We start from the raw sequence: 18,739 nt of genomic DNA on the forward strand, positions 1-18,739 counted from the left end.
ACCCGACCATCTCCATACGTTGTGGCACAAAAATACAACAGGCGACTCCCCCCAGGGGAATCGCCTGTTGCGTGCGTATGGCAAAAGGGAGATTAAAGACCTCTCCCGTGACAGTTTTTGTACTTCTTACCGCTACCGCAGGGACAGGGATCGTTGCGCCCTACCCGGGGAGCAGCCTTGATAGGTTCGGTAACCCGGGGACGTTGCGGTGCAGCCGCAGGCTGGCCGGGCTGGCCGGGTTGAGCCGTTTGTGACGTCTGGCCGGGATAGTCGTCCTTTTGCGTGCGGTACTTGCTGTAATCCTCGCGACGCTCGGGAGCAGCCTCGCGCACATCTTGCGGCTCCTGAATATAGATCTGACCCCGCATGAGGATGGCGATTGCCTTGCGATTCATCGTCTCGACCATCTCTTTGAAGAGGTTGAACGACTCGAGCTTGTAGATCAACAGCGGGTCTTTCTGCTCGTAGCTGGCATTCTGTACCGACTGACGCAACTGGTCGAGCTCGCGCAGGTGCTCTTTCCAAGCCTCGTCGATAGTCATGAGCAGCACGGCTTTCTGGAACTGCTTAACCACCGATTGCGACTCGCTCTTGTAGGCCTCGTTGATGTCGCAGGCGATACCGAATACCCGTTTGCCGTCGGTAATGGGCACCCGTATCATGCCGGTTGACAAGCCCCGTTGCTCTACAAAAGGTTTGATATTCATGTGGGCAATCTCGGCCATGCGTTCGCCCTTGCGCTTGAAGGTGGTGACTACGGCATCGTAGAGACTGTCGATAATCTCGTTCTTCCGCATCGAACGGAACTGGGCCTCGTCGAAAGGCATCTCGATGGCAAAAATCTTGAACACTTCCATCGACAGCGCTTCGTAGTCGTTGCTGCCGCCATAAGCCTCAACCAGCGACTCGATGGTGTCGTAAAACATGTTCATGATATCGATGCCGATGCGCTCGCCCATGAGGGCATGGTGACGCTTGGTATAGATTACGTTACGTTGGGCGTTCATCACGTCGTCGTACTCGAGCAACCGTTTACGAATACCGAAGTTGTTCTCCTCGACCCGACGCTGAGCATTCTCGATCGACTTGGACACCATGCGGTGCTCGATCATTTCGTCCTCTTTAAGTCCTAGACGGTCGAGCATCTTCACCACGCGGTCGGTAGCAAACAGACGCATGACCGTATCTTCGAACGAGACGAAGAACACCGACGATCCCGGGTCGCCCTGACGTCCGGCACGACCACGCAACTGGCGATCGACCCGACGCGACTCGTGACGCTCGGTACCGATGATGGCCAAACCACCGGCCTCGCGCACGGCAGGCGACAGCTTGATATCGGTACCACGACCGGCCATGTTGGTGGCAATGGTCACGGTTCCCGTTTGACCGGCCTGGGCCACGATTTCGGCCTCACGCTGGTGGTATTTGGCATTCAATACATTGTGCTTAATCTTGCGCATGGTGAGCATACGGCTCAACAACTCCGAAATCTCGACCGAGGTGGTACCTACCAGTACCGGACGACCGGCCTCGACCATCTTCACAATCTCCTCGATCACGGCGTTGTACTTGGCACGCTTGGTCTTGTAAACCCGGTCGTTCATATCGATACGGGCTACCGGCTTGTTGGTGGGGATGGTCACAACGTCGAGTTTATAGATATCCCAGAACTCACCGGCTTCGGTCTCGGCCGTACCGGTCATACCGGCCAGCTTGTGATACATGCGGAAGTAGTTCTGCAAGGTGATGGTGGCAAAGGTCTGCGTGGCAGCCTCGACCTTCACATGTTCCTTGGCCTCGATGGCCTGGTGCAGACCGTCGGAGTAACGGCGGCCCTCCATGATACGACCGGTTTGCTCATCGACGATTTTCACCTTGTTGTCGATAACCACATACTGGTCGTTGAGTTCGAAGAGGGTGTAGGCCTTCAACAGCTGATGCACGGTGTGAACGCGCTCGGCCTTGATGGCGTAGTTCTGCAGCAACTCGTCTTTACGGTTCTGCTTCTCCTCGGGCGAAAGGCCCTGGTTCTCGAGGTCCGACAACTCTTCGCTGATGTTGGGCAACACGAAGAAGTTGGGGTCGTCCGACTTGCCGGTCATCACGTCGATACCCTTATCGGTGAGGTCGATACTGTTGTTTTTCTCGTCGATCACGAAATAGAGGTCGTCGGTAATCTCGGGCATACGGCGATTGTTGTCGGCCATATAGATAGCCTCGGTCTCGAGCATCAAAGGCTTGATGCCCGGCTCGCTGAGGTATTTAATGAGAGCTCCATTCTTGGGCAGACCCTTGAAGCAACGATAGAGCAACACGGCACCCTCGTCGCGGGTCTTCTTGTCGTCGGAGGCTATTTTGCTCTTGGCCTCGGCCAGCAACTTGGTCACCAAGGTTTTCTGCATCTTCACCAGTTCCTCGACTTTGGGTTGGAACTGTTCGAACATCTGGTCGTCGCCCTTGGGTGTAGGGCCCGAAATAATCAACGGGGTACGGGCGTCGTCGATCAACACCGAATCGACCTCATCGACAATGGCGTAGTTGTGCATGCGCTGTACCAGATCGAGCGGCGAACTGGCCATGTTGTCACGCAGGTAGTCGAAACCAAACTCGTTGTTGGTACCGAAGGTAATATCGGCGTTGTAGGCGTTGCGACGGGCTTCGGAGTTGGGTTCGTGCTTGTCGATGCAATCGACCGACAGGCCGTGGAACATATAGATCGGGCCCATCCACTCCGAGTCACGTTTCGACAGGTAGTCGTTGACGGTTACCACATGTACACCGTTGCCCGAAAGGGCGTTAAGGAATACCGGCAGGGTGGCCACCAGGGTTTTACCTTCACCGGTTGCCATCTCGGCGATTTTGCCCTTATGCAGCACCACGCCACCAATGAGCTGTACGTCGTAGTGTACCATGTCCCACACCACTTCATTGCCACCGGCCATCCAGTGGTTCACATAGATGGCCTTGTCGCCTTCGATGTGGACGAAATCGTGATCGACGGCCAGATTGCGGTCAAAGTCGTTGGCCGTTACCTCGATGGTCTCGTTGTTGCAGAACCGACGGGCGGTCTCTTTCACGACGGCAAAGACTTCGGGGAGCGACTCGTCGAGCACGTCTTCGATCTTTTTCAAGATCTCTTTCTCGATTTTATCAATCTCTTCCCACGTCGATTCACGCTTGTCGTAATCGAGTGTCTCGACATGCTCTTTGAGCTCGGCGATACGCTGACGGTCGGGAGCGACCGTATCCTGGATGTGCTGCTTGACTACATCGATGCGATGGCGCAGCTCATCGTTGGTAAGTTTTTCGAGTTCGGGCGATATGGCCTTGATCTTCCGGATATAAGGCTCGATCTCCTTCAAGTCGCGCTGCGACTTGTTCCCGAACAGTTTTTTCATTAAATCGTTAAATCCCATATAAAGTGTTTATTTTATTCGTTAATAAAGATTCCTCCTACACAGGGAGATATATCTGTCCCTGCAAAAATAGTGCAAATTTTGCTAACTCCGCAAAAAGGAAGAAATTAGTATTGAATTTCGGAGAGCGGAGACTCGGAAGAACCGTTGGGCGAACGGATGCGCAACAGGCGCGAAACGGTGGGTGCAATGGCTGTAGCCCGCACGGGAGTGGCGATGCGAACGGGTTTCACGTCGGGAGCGAGGATAAAACACGGAGCGGGGATGGCATTGATGCGCACATACTCGCGAGTGTCGTTATTATCCTCATACACCACCTCCCAACCGGGACAAAGGTCGAGCACGAGGTCGCCCGACAGCTTGGGGCAATAACCGTTGCGCATCGAGGCGAGCCGGTCGGTACCGTGGCTCAACAACAGCCGTTGCGAGGTATATACATCCTGCACACCGGCCATCTGAATGAGAAACGAGGCCGCCTTGTTGCGCATCTCATCGGCATCGAGATCACGCTCTTTGATGAGTTTGCGGTTGAGAAAGATCTGCCGGTTCTGATAACCGATTACCCAGTCGCCCTGGCCATAGAGGGCCATGAGATAGACGTTGAGCAGGGCGACGGCCCGCTTCGGGTAGAACTCGCCCGAGGGGATATTATAGATGGGCGACTCTTTGGCTTCGCCCTTGAAATAGCCTGTCGAGGCCAGGAACACGACCGTGTGGTCGAATCCCACGGTTTTGTCGATCTCGTCGAGCAGCCGGGCTATGTCGCGGTCGAGACGCACATAGGCATCCTGCAACTCCAGGCCATACTCCTGCACGGTTTTATTGAGATAGACCCCGGCCGTATAGCCCACGTTGAGCATGTCGAGCACACCCCGGCGCCCCAAAAGGCCTTTGTCGAGGAACTCCACGGCCACATCGGTAATCTCCTGGTTGACCAGTGCCGTGGTCTTGAACTGTACAAAGCGGTCGCGGTTGTCGTGCGAGAAGGTGCGTTTGAACGAGAAATCGTTGGTGAGATAGGGTATCGCCGTATAGAGGTCGGGCGTATAGACCGGCGTCCAGGCGAGGGTATCGATGCGTACCGAGAGCGAACGCACATAATTGAACTGCTCGATATAGGCGGGCACATCACGATAGTAGGTGGTCGTGGCCCACTTGCCGTTGCGGTCGTTGATCCAAAAGGCACAGTTGCCGGCATGCCCGGCACTGAGGATGGACTGCTGGGCATCGGGAGCCACCGAATAGACCCGACCCAAGCCACCGCTCACAATCTTCACCTCGTCGCTGATGGTCGAGGTTTTGAGCCGCTCGGGCGAGAAAGTCTCCTGGGTATAGTTGCCTATCTTGGAGGGGTCGTTCAAGATGAGCTCTTCGCGCTGGAAAGTCGTGTTGAAGAACCGCTCCGAGGGGATGCCGTGAAAGAAAGGCATCGTGCCCGTATAGAGAGTTGCCGTGGCCGAAGCCTTATCGACATTGGGATAATCGAAAACCAGATTCTCGCAAACCACCCCTTCCTTCATCAGTCGCTTGAAGCCCTTTTCGCCGAAGAGGTTTTGCAGAGCCTCCAGATAGTCGGTGCGCAGCTGATCGACCGTGATTCCCACCACCAGACGTGGAGCGCGGTCGGCCGACTGTGCCAAAGGGACAACCAGAAGCGAAAGGAGTAGTGTCGCTAATACTTTATTTTTCATATTCGTCCTGTTCCGCCTTTTTAGGTGCCCGTTCTACCCACAGGTAGGTAAACGAGCGCATCACCAACACCAGCACCAGCGGAATGAATGCGGCATTGAACTGCTGTGGAATCCAGTGCCACAGCACCAGGAATATCAACAGCCCCGCAAAGTTAGCAAAATGATAGTATCTGACGATATTTTTAAGAGATTTAAACCAAATAAAGAGGGCTACCAGCAACCAAAGGGGGTGGAGCCAAAAGGCCGAATAGTTGGGATAGGTGGCCGGATGTACCGAAACGAACATGAGGAAGAAGATAATCAACCCTCCCAATCCATAGGCCGCAAACAATACCGTGTCGAACACCCGGGAGCTGCGTCGCCGAACGATGTCATAGACCGATACCCCGGCCACCACCGCAGCCAACAGCCAGGCGACGAAAAGAGGGGTGAGGAAAAAGGGGGTTATCCCCGGCTCGGCCGGGACCTCGGGGTCGTAGAGCACCTGGGCACGACTCACCAGCGGCACACTGGCCGAATCGGGCGAGAGTTGAATCTCGGCCTGGTCAAAGGCCTCCTTCAATATTGCAGGTCCAAACATCTGCTCGCGATAGGTCATGGGGCGGTCCAGCCCGCTGCCCAACGCCAGGTCGATGCCGAATATGAGCCACGGACAGCGCTCGGCATAGCGGTCAATCTCTTCACGGAAGGTGGGCAACACCCCCTCGGGTTCGCGATAACGCACCCGGTTGCCGAGGGTTGCCTCGACCATATTGCGGGGCCGCGTGGCACAGTTGTCAAACAGGAAGTTATAGCGATATACCCGATTCTGCGGCTGGGCATTGTCGAGCAAGGCCCGATACAAGGCCGCCTCCTGCTCGGGAGTGAGGTTGAGAATCTGCTCATCGACCCGCGACTCGCGCATGACATAGTTAAGCAGAAAGTCCCTGAAATCGTTTACCCCCAGGCAATAGTCGGTCTCTCCCTTGGTAAAGCGCCACACAAAAGCGGGCGCGTTGAAGTCGAACATCCCGTAATTGAACACATAGTCAAAAGCTCGAGGTGCCGATTTTCTCACCCGCAATGCGGTGTGGCCAAACAACTCATACACCTCTGTACCAGGGCCGCACGTGAGCAGGCTCACCTGCAACGTGTCCGCCTCCCGTTGTATCGAATCTTGTCTCTGCGATATCTCTTGCGCCCGCACGGTTGCTCCCCATAACATAGCCGAGAGCAGTGCGATCACGCATAGTTTCACTTTCATAAGCACTCTTTTTTCATCGAGATTGAAAACCGCTGTAAAAGTACAACATTCCACCCGATTACCCCTTGTGCCCACTCTTTTATTTTCTTTGACTTTGATAATTTTTATAATTTTATTATCGGCCTCTTCCAAATAAATCGTTATCTTTGCTCATCGCACACAAAAAAGTATTATGAAAATCAAAGGTTTACTCTTATCACTACTCATAATGGCCCCGCTTTTCGCTCCGGCCCAAGACATTGAGTTGCCCGCTCCGCAAAAACAGGGGGGCCAACCGCTCATGCAGGCGCTTGCCCAACGGGCTTCGACCCGCCAGTTCGATACCACCCGGGCTATCGAGCCGCAAACCATGGCCAACCTGCTTTGGGCAGCCTGGGGCTACAACCGTGAGGATAAGCGCACGGCCCCCTCGGCTCTCAACCGGCAGGAAATTTCGCTCTATGTGATTACCGACCAGGGAGCCTATGGCTACGACGCTCGGCGCAATGTGCTGACACAGGTAGCCGCCGGCGACTTCCGCAAGAGCGCAGGCATGCAACCCTTTGTTCACACAGCTCCGCTCAATATCGTTTTTGTGGCCGACCTCGACAAGGCCCCCGGCAACGACATGATGTTTGTCGATTGCGGCTGTATTGTCCAAAACATCTATCTCTACTGTGCCTCGGCCGGATTGGGAAGCGTGGTGCGTGGTTCGTTCGATGCCGCCGAGTTGGCCCAAGTCTTGAAACTGAACGATCGACAAAAGGTAATATTGACACAAACGGTCGGCTATCCGGCTCAATAACCACTCCCGGAAACCACCTCGTCTCATGCGTCACACCCTACTGTCTCTATTTGTCATCTGCTCCATCCTCCTGATCACCGGCTGCAAAGGCAAGCAGGTCGAGCCTGAATATCCCGAGAGTTCACTCATCGACACCTTCGAGATGAAGCAGCAAACTCAACCCCGTGTCACCGGCTGGCCCAAGAGTCCCATCCAATATACCAGTTTCCGCAAGCTATTCAACGACCTCAACGACCGCCACCTGGCCAGTGCCCGCAAAAACGGCATCGAGCCTCTCGAGTCGCTCGACGAAGCCCGGCAACTGGGATTTTGGAATCTGGCCAAGATCGACAGCTGCGAATACTTCACCGTCGATAAACTCACCCACTCGATTCCCTACCTCACCCCCAAGACCAAATGGTTGCTCATGACCATCGGGAAGAACTTCAACGACTCGCTGATGAGTCGCGGCACGGGTGGACGACAGATAATCCTCACCAGCGCACTCCGCTCCGACGAGTCCATCCGGTCGCTACGCCGGCGCAACACCAACGCCAGCGAAAATTCGGCCCACCGCTACGGCACCACGTTCGACATTGCCTACAACCGCTACAACGTGACCGACTCGACCTATACCGTTCCCTCCGACCGCCTGCGTCTCCTGCTGGGCGAAGTGCTCTACGACCTGCGCCAGGCACACAAGTGCTATGTGAAGTACGAGATTCGCCAAGGGTGCTTCCACATTACCGCCCGATGAAGTAGGCCTGTCCCCCCCCGGGTCGGCCCTGCTGGAAGTGCAGAGTAACACAAAAAGCAGGAAATTCTGTTTCCATTTGCCTCGACTCTCACCTTTCACTATCTTTACAGCGCTTAATCCTATTACGACCGATGAAACGATATCTATATGCCCTGCGTTATCTGGTGTCGATACACCTGCTGGGACTTCTCTTCTTCGCGGCTTTCCGCCTGGTGTTGTTTCTGCAAGGCTACGACTACCTTGCGGGTGAGAACCTGTCGGTACTCACTCGGGCCGAGGCCTTTGCCCGCGGGCTTTGGCTCGACAACGTGGTGGCCTGCTACATCATGATACTGCCGCTCACGGTGGTATCGGTATGCGCTCTGATGGGCTACTACGGCAAGGCGCTGTTCAAGGGAGTGAATATCTTCTTCTCGATATTCTATGTACTGGCCTTTGCCATATCGGCGGCCGATATCCCCTACTTTGCCTATTTCTTCAAACACATCAACGCCTCGATATTCAACTGGTTCGGTTATGCGGGCACCACGCTGGGGCTCATGTTTGGCGAGTTTTCCTACATCGTTGCCTTCGTGCTCTTCCTCGCGCTCTCGTTCCTGTTTGTCTATCTGGCCCGTCTGCTGCGGCAACGCACCTGCCTCGACATCCACCGGGTATCGGCCGAGAAATTTCATTGGGGCAACGAGCTGCTCACGCTGCTGGCCTCGATTGTGCTGATAGGCGGGTGCATGTTCGGCATACGGGGACGGGTGGGCTACAACCCCATCAAGGTGAGTGCCGCCTACTATTGCAACAACACGTTCCTGAACCAACTGGGGGTGAGCCCGTCATTCAACCTGCTGCGCAGTTCGCTGGAGGCCTCGAAGTCGGAGAATCGCGAAATCGACCTCATGGACGACCACGAGGCTATCGCCCAGGTACGCCGAGAGTTCCACATCACCGACTCGCTCCCCGACGTGTCGCCCATCGCCCGCCGGGTAGAGAATCCGGGCGAACCAACCCGCCAGAATGTGGTGCTCATCTTCATGGAGTCGATGTCGGCCGAACTGATGGGGCACTTCGGCAACCCCTGGCAACTGACCCCCTTCCTCGATACCATCGCCACGAAATCGCTCTGCTTCAACCGATTTTTCTCGGCCGGCACGCACACCAACCACGCCATTCACTCGACACTATACTCCTACCCGGCCCTCATGAAACGCAACTCGATGAAAGGGGCCGTCATCCCCTTCTTCGCCGGGCTGCCCACCATCTTGCAGGACAACGGGTACAGCACCCTCTTCTTCATGACTCACGAGTCGCAGTATGACAACATGAACGGCTACCTGCGCACCAACGGCTTCGACCGCATCTTTGCTCAGGAAGATTACCCCAAGGAGAAGGTGGTCAACAGTTTCGGCGTGCAGGATGACTTCCTCTACCAATATGCCCTGCCCGTACTCACCCAGACGGCCCGCGAAGGCAAACCCTTCTTCGCCGCCCTGTTGAGCATCAGCAACCACCCGCCCTATGTGATACCCAAAGATTTCAAGGCCCGCAACAATACCGACGAGCTGCGCATCGTCGAGTTTGCCGACCACGCCCTGGAGCAATTCATCACCCAGGCCAGTCGGGAGGAGTGGTTCGACAACACCATCTTTGTCTTTGTGGGCGACCACGGGAAGATTGTGGGAACACCCCGCAGCGACATGCCCCTCAGTTTCAACCACGTGCCGCTGCTCATCTATGCCCCCTCGACCATCGAACCGCGCCAAATCGACGATCTGGGCGGACAGACCGACATTGCCCCTACCTTGCTGGGACTGCTCCACATCGACTATACCAACAACGGATTCGGGGTGGACCTGCTGCGGGAGAAACGCCCTGCGGTGGTCTTTACGTCGGACGATGCCATAGGCTGTGTGAACGACTCGCTCTTCTACATCTATAAACCCAAGGAGAACCAGGAGTGGCTGCTGGCACAGGAGAAGGGCATCGAGAAGAGCGGCGACATCGACAACCGCGAAGCCCGGCAGTCGTTGCGCGACTACTCCTTCTCGATTCTGCAAACGGCTCAATACCTCATGAGCAACAGCCTCACCGGCAAGTATATAGGTTATCAACCCCGCTAAACCCGCGCTGTTATGAACAAACTGATTCGACTGATTTCGCTCTCCCTTCTCCTGCTCCTCACGGTGCAATGCCAAAGCCCCAAAAGCCGTCAGGACGACGGGAGCGCTGCCAACGATACGCTCGTGCACTATGCCCAACTGCTCGCGATTACCCGTCACGACGGCTACACCGATGTGACGATAACCAACCCCTGGGACACCACCCGGCTGCTGCACCGCTACCTGCTCGTGCCCCGCGACCAGGAGCTACCGGTCCTACTGCCGCAAGGCACGGTGGTGAGAACACCCCTCGAAAAATCGCTGGTCTATTCGTCGGTTCATGTAAGTGCCATCGACCTGCTGGGAGCTATCGACCGGATAGGCGGCGTGTGCGATCTCTCCTATATCAAGACTCCCGCACTGCTCGAGCGGGCCCGGACCGGCCGACTGGTCGATGCCGGCAACTCGATGAGCCCCGATATCGAGCGGGTGATGGAACTCTCGCCCGACGCCATTCTGCTCTCGCCCTTCGAGAATGCGGGCTACGGACGCATCGGCAAGATGGGGATTCCCATCATCGAGTGCGCCGATTATCTCGAGACCTCGCCTCTGGGCCGCGCCGAATGGATAAAACTGTTGGGGCTGCTCTATGGGAAAGAGGCCAAGGCCGACTCGCTCTTCGCCCAAATCGAAAACCGCTACAACAGCCTGCGGCAGCAGCTCGAGCAATCGGAGTCGGCCCCGATGGTCATCAGCGAACTGAAAAGCGGCTCGGCCTGGTACATGCCGGGCGGCAAAAGCTACATGGCGCGCCTCTTTGCCGACGCCGGGGCCCGCTATCCGTGGAGCGACAATGCCGAAACGGGATCCATACCCCTCTCTTTCGAGGCGGTATTCAATCGGGCGGGCGAGGCCGACATCTGGCTCATCAAGTCGTTCAACGTGGGTCAGCTCTCCTACCGGGCCTTGCAGAAAGAGTATGCCCCCTATGCCCGCTTCAAGGCTTTCCGCGAACATAAAATCTATGGCTGCAACACGGCTGAGTGCAACTACTACGAAGAGACACCCTTCCGTCCCGACCTGCTCTTGCAGGAGCTGGCGGCTCTCTTCCACCCCGACCGTTTCCCCAACTATACATTCCGTTACTATCAACCGCTGTCAGAATGATAACCTCCCGCCCCGACAAACGGCGCGAAAAGCGCCTCATCGCCCTGCTGCTTCTACTGCTGGTCGTGCTCTGTGCCGCCAACCTGTGGTTCGGGTCGGTATCGATACCGACCTCGGCCGTGTGGGATATCCTTTGCGGTGGCGAGGGTGAGAAAGAGGTGTGGCGGTTTATCGTGCTCGAGTCGCGCCTGCCGCAAATGGTGGCGGCTCTGCTCTCGGGCGCCGCACTGGCCGTGGCGGGACTGCTGTTGCAAACAGCCTTCAACAACCCGCTGGCGGGGCCTTCGATACTGGGTATCGACACGGGGGCCAGCCTGGGGGTAGCCTTGGTCATGCTCTTCTGCGGAGGGAGCCTGGGGCTCACCGAATCGACTACCCTCACGGGCTTTACCGCCATCATCGCGGGGGCTTTTGCCGGGTCGATTATCGTGTTGGGTACGATACTCTTTTTCTCGACTCTGGTCAAAAACAACATCATGCTGCTCATCGTGGGCATCATGGTGGGCTACATTACCTCGTCGGTCATCTCGCTGCTCAACTACTTCGCCACGGCCGAGGGGGTACACTCCTACACCATTTGGGGCATGGGTAACTTCAGCGGCGTCACCGGCGAACAGCTGCCCTACTTTGCCCTGTCGGTATCGGTGGGACTCGCCATCGCCATCCTCCTCATCAAGCCGCTCAACGCCCTGCTGCTGGGCGACCGCTATGCCGCCAACCTGGGGGTGAACATCAAACTCACCCGCAACCTGCTTCTAATCGTCACGGGATTGCTCACGGCATCGACCACCGCCTTCTGCGGTCCCATCTCGTTCATCGGTCTGGCCGTGCCCCACATCGCCCGTCTGCTGCTGGGCACCTCGAACCACAACACCCTGCTGCCCGTCACACTGCTATGCGGAGCCGTCACCACGCTGCTGTGCAACCTCATCTGCATCCTGCCAGGCGAGTCGGGCATCCTGCCCATCAACGCCATCACCCCGGTACTGGGAGCGCCGGTCATTATCTATGTAATTATCAATCAACGCAAAATACAATATTTCAACTGATGGAGAGCACGACTACCATACTATCGGCACAAGCGTTGAGCATCGGCTACAAGACGGGGCACAAAGGGGTGAAGCAGATTCACGGCGACCTCCACTTTGCGCTGCACCGCGGCGAACTCACCTGCCTGCTGGGAGCCAACGGGTCGGGCAAATCGACCCTGCTGCGCACCCTGGCTGCAGCACAACCGCCCCTCTCGGGCGAGATACGGCTCGAAGGCGACGACCTGACAGGGCTCTCGGAGCGGGAACTCTCGCGCCTGATCGGGGTCGTTCTCACCGACAAGACTCAGACCGGCGGACTCACCGTCTATGAACTGGTAGCCCTCGGTCGGCAACCTCACACCGGCTTTTTCGGACGGCTCGACCGCCACGACCGCCAAGTGGTCGAAGAGGCCATCGAGGCCGTGGGTATCGCCCACAAGGCCCACTCCTACATGGCCCAACTCTCCGACGGCGAAAAACAAAAAGCGATGATTGCCAAGGTGCTGGCCCAGGAGTGCCCACTGGTGATTCTCGACGAGCCCACCGCCTTTCTCGACGCCGTGAGCCGCATCGAAACCATGACCCTGCTGCACCGCATAGCCACCTCACAAAACAAGGCAATACTGCTCTCGACCCACGACATCGAGCAGGCTCTCGTGCTGGCCGACCGGCTATGGCTGCTGCGCAAAGGATGCGGGATGCGTTGCGGCGTGACCGAGGACCTCATCCTCAACGGCGACCTCGATTCGCTGTTCGACCGTCGCGACATCTGCTTCGACCGCGCACACGGCAGTTACTATCCCTCGGTACAATGGGAGAAAGAGATTGTGGTCGAGGCCGCCGACGACACCCTGCTCCACTGGACAATCAATGCCCTCAACCGCAACAGCTACGGCTGCCGCATCGCCCCCGACGGCGACGCCACGTCACTACCCCGACTCACGGTGACCGACGCACACACGCTCTCGCTGCACACCGCCGCCGGAGTGCAGCAGTTTGCCACCTTCGCCACCCTCATCGAGGAACTAAGAAAACCAATGTGATTTATCCACGCAGAGCCGATACCATGGAGCGGGCCGCCTGCTCGGGTGCACCCGGAGCCCCCAACCTGCGGGCCACCAAATTATAGCCCGCCAACATGCGCTCTCGATTCTCCTCGTCGAACAGACAGGCCAGTTCGCGCCGCAGATTCTCGGCCGTAGCCCGGTAGCCCAACAGCTCACACACCACAGGTCCGCCGGCAATGAGGTTGACCAGCGAGACATAGGGAACCCGCAAAATCTTCTCGAACGTTTTGTAGAACAGTTTGCCTCCGCCTACCCAATAGCAGACCACCTGCGGCACCCGCAGCAAGGCGGTTTCGAGCGTAGCCGTGCCCGAGGTGACCAGCGCTACCCGGCTCTGCTGCAACAGCCGATAGGTCTTGCCCTGCACCACCTTGACCCGATGACCCTGCAGATAGGGCGTATAGAGATCGGGCGAGATACCCGGTGCTCCGGCCACGACCAGTTGATACTCGGGATACGACTCGGCCGCCTCGATCATCAGGGGCAGATTGTTTTTGATTTCAGAGACCCTGCTGCCGGCCAACAGAGCGATAATGGGCTTGCGCTCCAGCCCGCACTCGGTCACGAAACTGTCGAAAGTCTCGTCGGCATAGGGTCGCGACGCCAACTCATCGACCGTGGGGTTGCCCACATACTCCACCGCATAGTGATGACGGGCATAAAAATCGACCTCGAAGGGAAGGATGGAGTAGAGCCTATCGACATAGCGACGGATACTCTTCACCCGCCACTCTTTCCAGGCCCATATCTTGGGCGAAATGTAATAATAGACAGGAATATTCAAGTGAGTCTTCACATACTTGGCAATCTTCAGGTTGAAACCCGGGTAATCGACCAGAATCACCACATCGGGACGGTGGGCGGCGATATCCTGTTTGCACAGTCGCATATTGGCCAACACCTTGTCGAGGTTCATCAGCACTGGGATAAAGCCCATGTAGGCCATATCGCGATAGTGCTTTACCAATGTGCCCCCGCAGGCGGCCATGAGGTCGCCCCCGAAGAAACGGAACTCGGCGTCGGGATCCTCCCGCTTCAACGCCCGCATCAGATTCGAGGCATGCAAGTCGCCCGAAGCCTCCCCGGCAATCAGATAGTATTTCATAGACAAAACGATAACGTAATTCTGCTTATTCGATGCGCACGGCCGTACCGCTGCACGTCACCATCAACATACTGCCCGACCCGCCCACGGTCTCGTAGTCGAGGTCGATACCCACCACGGCATTGGCCCCCAGCTTCTGAGCCTCGCGAGCCATCTCTTCGAGTGCCGTATCCTTGGCCTCGCGCAACACCTCTTCATAAGCGCCCGAGCGGCCGCCGAAAAAGTCGCGTATCCCGGCCATGAAGTCACGCATCACGTTGGCTCCGATAATGGTCTCGCCGGTGACCACGCCATAATAAGTTACAATTCGTCGGCCCTCTATCGTGGGCGTTGTCGTCATCAACATAGTTGTCTTGTTTTTATAATTACCGATGAACAAACTTAAAGAAAAGATTCTGATTTTACAAATCTGCCCCGGCTCCTTTTCAAAGAAATAGGCCGAGCCCTGCAATAAAGCGCCCCGAGCCCCGTTTTTATATTATCATGAGAGCCATAACCGTTGCCATACTTTCGCTATGCCTGCTGGCGGTCACCGGACTGACCAGTTGCATCGACGACGACTTCACCACGAGCCCGTCGCATGTGCTGGCGTTCTCGACCGATACGGTAGCCTTTGATACCGTATTTACCACGATAGGTACCTCTACCCGCTCGTTCCGCATCTACAACCCCAACAAGAAATCGCTCAACATATCGAGCATCAAGCTGGCCGACGCCGAGCACTCGGGGTTCCACATCAATGTCGATGGCATGTCGGGCGACTACTTTACCAACGTCGAGATTCGGGGCAAAGACAGCCTCTACGTGTTTGTCGAGGCCAACATCGACCCCACCAATCAGGATAACCCCATCTTTATTGTCGATTCGATCGTATTCCTCACCAACGGTGTGCAACAGGATGTGAAGCTCACCGCCTACGGTCAGGATGTGATTATCAAACGGGGCGAGACGCTCACTACCGACACTCGGCTCACAGCCGACCGCCCCTACCTCATCTACGACAGTCTGGTGGTAGCACCGGGAGCCACGCTGCAACTCGACCCGGGAGCGCGACTCCACTTCCACAACCGGGCATCGCTGCTGGTGCAGGGCCGATTGCAGGCCGAGGGCACCCAACAGGCTCCCATACAGATACGGGGCGACCGGCTCGACCGCCTCTTTTCCGACCTGCCATACGACAACCTGGGCGGCCAGTGGGGCGGCATACGCTTCTACCCCGAGAGTGTGGGCAACACCATCTCCTATGCCTATGTGCGAGGCATGAGCTCGGGCATCGTGCTCGACTCGTGTGCCACCGAAGAGACCCGGCTCGAGATTGCCAACTCGCGCATACGCAACTCGTCGGGCAACCTCATCACCTCGAACTACAGCCGCCTCAACTGCTGGAACAGCGAGCTGTCGGACGCCGCCGGAGCCGTGCTATCGCTCACCGGGGGAGTAGCCAACTTTACTCACTGCACCATCGTCAACTACTATTTCTACAGTGTCATCACCTCGCCCATCGTCACGGTGAATTACTGCGCCGCAGCCGACTCGATCGACGGCGGATTACCTCTGCTGCGAGCCAGCTTCAACAACTCGATTCTCTGTGGCAAGACCTCCGAGGTGTCGGGTATCGACTTCATGGGCAGCCACGTATTCTTCCGCTCGTGTCTCTTCAACTCCATGGGTACCGACGACGACAACTTCATCAACACCGTATGGGGCGGTATGCCTCTCTTCAAGGCCATTGGCGAAGAACATTACTACTACAACTACGAGATAGGCTCCGAAGAGTCGCAGGCCATAGGCAAGGGCGACCCGGCTTTCGCTGTACCACCCCTCGACAAAGATATGTATGGCAACCCTCGCACCGAACATGTGGACATCGGAGCCTACCAGTATGTGCCTCAGGCCGAGCCTGAAAAATAGAATTTGCACACCGGTTTTGCATGTGTGCAATATCGGCTGCCGCATTGCATTCAGTTTCTTAATAAAAGTTACAAAATAGTGTCGCCAGACTATTTTTTATTTCATTTTTCTTTTTTCGCTCTCAATTTGCTAATTTTGTGAGAGACATAAATCTTCTTTAAATAATAGCACTATGAGCGAAGAGATCAAACAAATAGCCGAGCGCCTTGTAGGACTGCGAGACGCACTCGACCTCAAGCCCGAAGATATTGCGGCCACCTGCCACATCGACCTGGAGACCTACCTGGGATACGAATCGGGCGAGAAAGATATTCCCGTGAGCTTTCTTCACCAGATAGCCCGCCACTACGGCGTGGAGTTGCCCGCCCTCATGTTTGGATACGAGCCCCGCATGAACTCCTATTTCCTCACCCGCAAGGACAAGGGCGTAGCCGTAGAGCGCACCAAGGCTTATAAATACCAGTCGCTGGCTGCCGGGTTTGCCAACCGCAAGGCCGACCCCTTCATGGTGACCGTAGAGCCTACACCCCCCGAGGCTCCCTTCACCCTCAACACCCACCCGGGACAAGAATTCAACATCGTGATGGAGGGTAGCATGCACCTGTGCATCGGCGAAAAAGAGCTGGTGCTCCACGAGGGCGACAGCATCATATTCGACTCTACGCGTCCTCATGGCATGAAAGCCATCGGCGAGCGACCGGTGAAATTCCTGGCCATTATCTTCTGACCGCGCGGTTCGGAGACCCACCATCCTTTTCATTATAAACATCAAAACCAAATCGAAGGCGGGGTATTTTTCCCCTCCTCTCTTTCAGATACACGATTATGTTAGAACGCTTTGTAGATAAAACATCTTTCTCTTCGCAGGAAGATTTCATGAAGAATTTCAAGGTAAAGGTTCCCGAGAATTTCAACTTCGGGTATGACGTAGTGGACGAATGGGCCCGCATTGCGCCCGACAAACAGGCGCTGCTCTGGACCAACGACCAGGGCAAACGCATCGACTTCACCTTTGCCGACATCAAACGCGAGAGCGACAAGACGGCCGCCTATTTCCAATCGCTGGGCATCGGCCACGGCGACATGGTAATGCTCATCCTCAAACGCCGATATGAGTTCTGGTTCTCGATTATCGCCCTCCACAAACTGGGTGCGGTATGTATCCCCGCCACTCACCTGCTCACCGAAAAAGATATCATCTATCGCTGCAACGCCGCCGATATCAAGGCTATCGTAGCCTGCGGCGACGAGATTGTGCTGGGCCACATCAACCGGGCCCGTCCCGCATCACCCTCGCTGCAACACTGCATATCGATAGGCCCGCTCGTGCCCGAGGGTTGGGACGATTTCCACCGCGGCATCGAGGCTGCGGCCCCCTTCGTGCGCCCCGAGCACCCCAATAGTAACGATGACATCTCGCTGCTCTACTTCACCTCGGGAACCACCGGCGAGCCCAAGATGGTGGCTCACGATTTTACCTACCCGCTGGGCCACATCATCACCGGCTCCTTCTGGCACAACCTGCACGAAGGCAGCCTGCACCTCACCCTCGCCGACACCGGCTGGGGTAAAGCCGTGTGGGGAAAACTCTACGGACAGTGGATTGCCGGGGCCAACGTCTTTGTCTATGACTTCGAGAAGTTCAAACCGGCCGACGTGCTCGACATGATACACAACTACCACATCACCTCGTTCTGCGCGCCTCCCACGGTATTCCGGTTCCTCATTCGCGAAGACCTCACCAAGTACGACCTCTCGTCGCTGCAATACTGCACCATCGCCGGCGAAGCCCTTAACCCCAAGGTCTATGAAGAGTGGCTGCGCCTCACCGGCATCAAGCTGATGGAGGGATTCGGGCAGACCGAGACCACCCTCACCATCGCCACCTACCCCTGGGTAGAACCCAAACCGGGCTCAATGGGCATACGCAACCCGCAATACGACATCGACCTGCTCACGGCCGACGGCCGCTCGGCCGAAGATGGCGAGCAGGGACAGATTGTCATCCGCACCGACCATGGCAAACCCCTGGGCCTCTTCAAGGAGTACTACCGCGACCCCGAGAAGACCCGCGAGGTTTATCACGACAACATCTACTACACGGGCGATGTAGCCTGGCGCGACGAGGACGGGTACTTCTGGTTCGTAGGCCGGGCCGACGACGTAATCAAGTCGTCGGGCTATCGCATCGGCCCGTTCGAGGTAGAGAGCGCCCTGATGACTCACCCCGCCGTAGTCGAGTGTGCCGTGACCGGTGTACCCGACGAGATACGGGGCCAGCTGGTCAAAGCCACCATCGTGCTCTCGGCCGCCTATAAGGACAAGGCCGGCGAGGCGCTCATCAAGGAGATCCAAGACCATGTGAAGCGAGTGACCGCTCCCTACAAGTATCCCCGTGTCATCGAGTTCGTCGATGAGTTGCCCAAGACCATCAGCGGCAAGATTCGCCGGGTAGAAATTCGCGACAAGGATAACCAAAAAGCTCAATAACCTCA

Annotated in this window: 14 protein-coding genes; 9 read left to right on the forward strand and 5 right to left on the reverse strand. The window is 56.6% G+C overall.

The window, feature by feature from the left end; translation table 11 throughout:
• Positions 1 to 92: 92 nt before the first annotated feature.
• From secA to B5G10_RS02220, 3 genes are all read right to left on the reverse strand, one after another.
• Entirely contained in the window at positions 93 to 3,419 is a 3,327-nt protein-coding gene (gene secA / locus B5G10_RS02210; protein WP_087423134.1) for a preprotein translocase subunit SecA, read from the reverse strand.
• A gap of 107 nt (positions 3,420 to 3,526) precedes the next feature.
• Positions 3,527 to 5,110, reverse strand: coding sequence for an alkaline phosphatase family protein (locus tag B5G10_RS02215; protein WP_087423135.1), 1,584 nt, complete (start codon positions 5,108 to 5,110; stop codon positions 3,527 to 3,529).
• Complete coding sequence (locus B5G10_RS02220) at positions 5,100 to 6,353, reverse strand: DUF4105 domain-containing protein (RefSeq protein ID WP_087423136.1); 1,254 nt, start codon at positions 6,351 to 6,353, stop codon at positions 5,100 to 5,102. The genes B5G10_RS02215 and B5G10_RS02220 overlap by 11 nt, the downstream gene beginning before the upstream one ends.
• 172 nt (positions 6,354 to 6,525) lie before the next feature.
• Here B5G10_RS02220 and B5G10_RS02225 point away from each other — a divergent pair, with 172 nt between their 5' ends.
• The 6 genes from B5G10_RS02225 (at position 6,526) to B5G10_RS02250 (ending at position 13,204) form a co-directional block, all read left to right on the forward strand.
• Positions 6,526 to 7,137 carry a SagB/ThcOx family dehydrogenase gene (locus B5G10_RS02225; protein WP_087423137.1) on the forward strand — a complete coding sequence of 204 codons (612 nt, stop codon included), beginning with the start codon at positions 6,526 to 6,528 and terminating at the stop codon, positions 7,135 to 7,137.
• A 25-nt stretch (positions 7,138 to 7,162) separates the two neighbouring features.
• A complete protein-coding gene (locus B5G10_RS02230) occupies positions 7,163 to 7,873 on the forward strand; it encodes a DUF5715 family protein (protein ID WP_087423138.1) in 711 nt (236 codons plus the stop codon).
• Positions 7,874 to 8,004: 131 nt separating this feature from the next.
• A complete protein-coding gene (locus tag B5G10_RS02235) occupies positions 8,005 to 9,984 on the forward strand; it encodes an alkaline phosphatase family protein (RefSeq protein ID WP_087423139.1) in 1,980 nt (659 codons plus the stop codon).
• A gap of 12 nt (positions 9,985 to 9,996) precedes the next feature.
• Positions 9,997 to 11,130, forward strand: coding sequence for an ABC transporter substrate-binding protein (locus B5G10_RS02240; protein WP_087423140.1), 1,134 nt, complete (start codon positions 9,997 to 9,999; stop codon positions 11,128 to 11,130).
• Positions 11,127 to 12,179, forward strand: coding sequence for an iron ABC transporter permease (locus B5G10_RS02245; RefSeq protein ID WP_087423141.1), 1,053 nt, complete (start codon positions 11,127 to 11,129; stop codon positions 12,177 to 12,179). The genes B5G10_RS02240 and B5G10_RS02245 overlap by 4 nt, the downstream gene beginning before the upstream one ends.
• Positions 12,179 to 13,204, forward strand: coding sequence for an ABC transporter ATP-binding protein (locus tag B5G10_RS02250; protein WP_087423142.1), 1,026 nt, complete (start codon positions 12,179 to 12,181; stop codon positions 13,202 to 13,204). The genes B5G10_RS02245 and B5G10_RS02250 overlap by 1 nt, the downstream gene beginning before the upstream one ends.
• A 1-nt stretch (position 13,205) precedes the next feature.
• Here B5G10_RS02250 and lpxB read toward each other — a convergent pair whose 3' ends face one another.
• Positions 13,206 to 14,333 (reverse strand): lipid-A-disaccharide synthase, encoded by a 1,128-nt coding sequence (lpxB, locus tag B5G10_RS02255; RefSeq protein WP_087423143.1) that lies wholly within the window; start codon positions 14,331 to 14,333, stop codon positions 13,206 to 13,208.
• A gap of 25 nt (positions 14,334 to 14,358) precedes the next feature.
• On the reverse strand, positions 14,359 to 14,679 hold the full coding sequence (locus B5G10_RS02260) for a heavy metal-binding domain-containing protein (RefSeq protein ID WP_087423144.1): 321 nt from the start codon (positions 14,677 to 14,679) through the stop codon (positions 14,359 to 14,361).
• Positions 14,680 to 14,816: 137 nt separating this feature from the next.
• On the opposite strand from B5G10_RS02260, the gene B5G10_RS02265 reads away from it, so the two are divergent.
• The 3 genes from B5G10_RS02265 to B5G10_RS02275 all read left to right on the forward strand — a co-directional run bounded on the left by B5G10_RS02265 (position 14,817) and on the right by B5G10_RS02275 (position 18,734).
• Positions 14,817 to 16,244 (forward strand): hypothetical protein, encoded by a 1,428-nt coding sequence (locus B5G10_RS02265; RefSeq protein ID WP_087423145.1) that lies wholly within the window; start codon positions 14,817 to 14,819, stop codon positions 16,242 to 16,244.
• 172 nt (positions 16,245 to 16,416) lie between these two features.
• Positions 16,417 to 16,971: an XRE family transcriptional regulator gene (locus B5G10_RS02270; RefSeq protein WP_087423146.1), complete on the forward strand. Its 555-nt coding sequence runs from the start codon at positions 16,417 to 16,419 to the stop codon at positions 16,969 to 16,971.
• Between the two features lie 98 nt (positions 16,972 to 17,069).
• A complete protein-coding gene (locus B5G10_RS02275) occupies positions 17,070 to 18,734 on the forward strand; it encodes an AMP-binding protein (protein ID WP_087423147.1) in 1,665 nt (554 codons plus the stop codon).
• The last annotated feature ends 5 nt before the right edge of the window (positions 18,735 to 18,739 follow it).

This window comes from Barnesiella sp. An55, from assembly GCF_002161555.1.
Classification (GTDB): domain Bacteria; phylum Bacteroidota; class Bacteroidia; order Bacteroidales; family Barnesiellaceae; genus Barnesiella; species Barnesiella merdipullorum.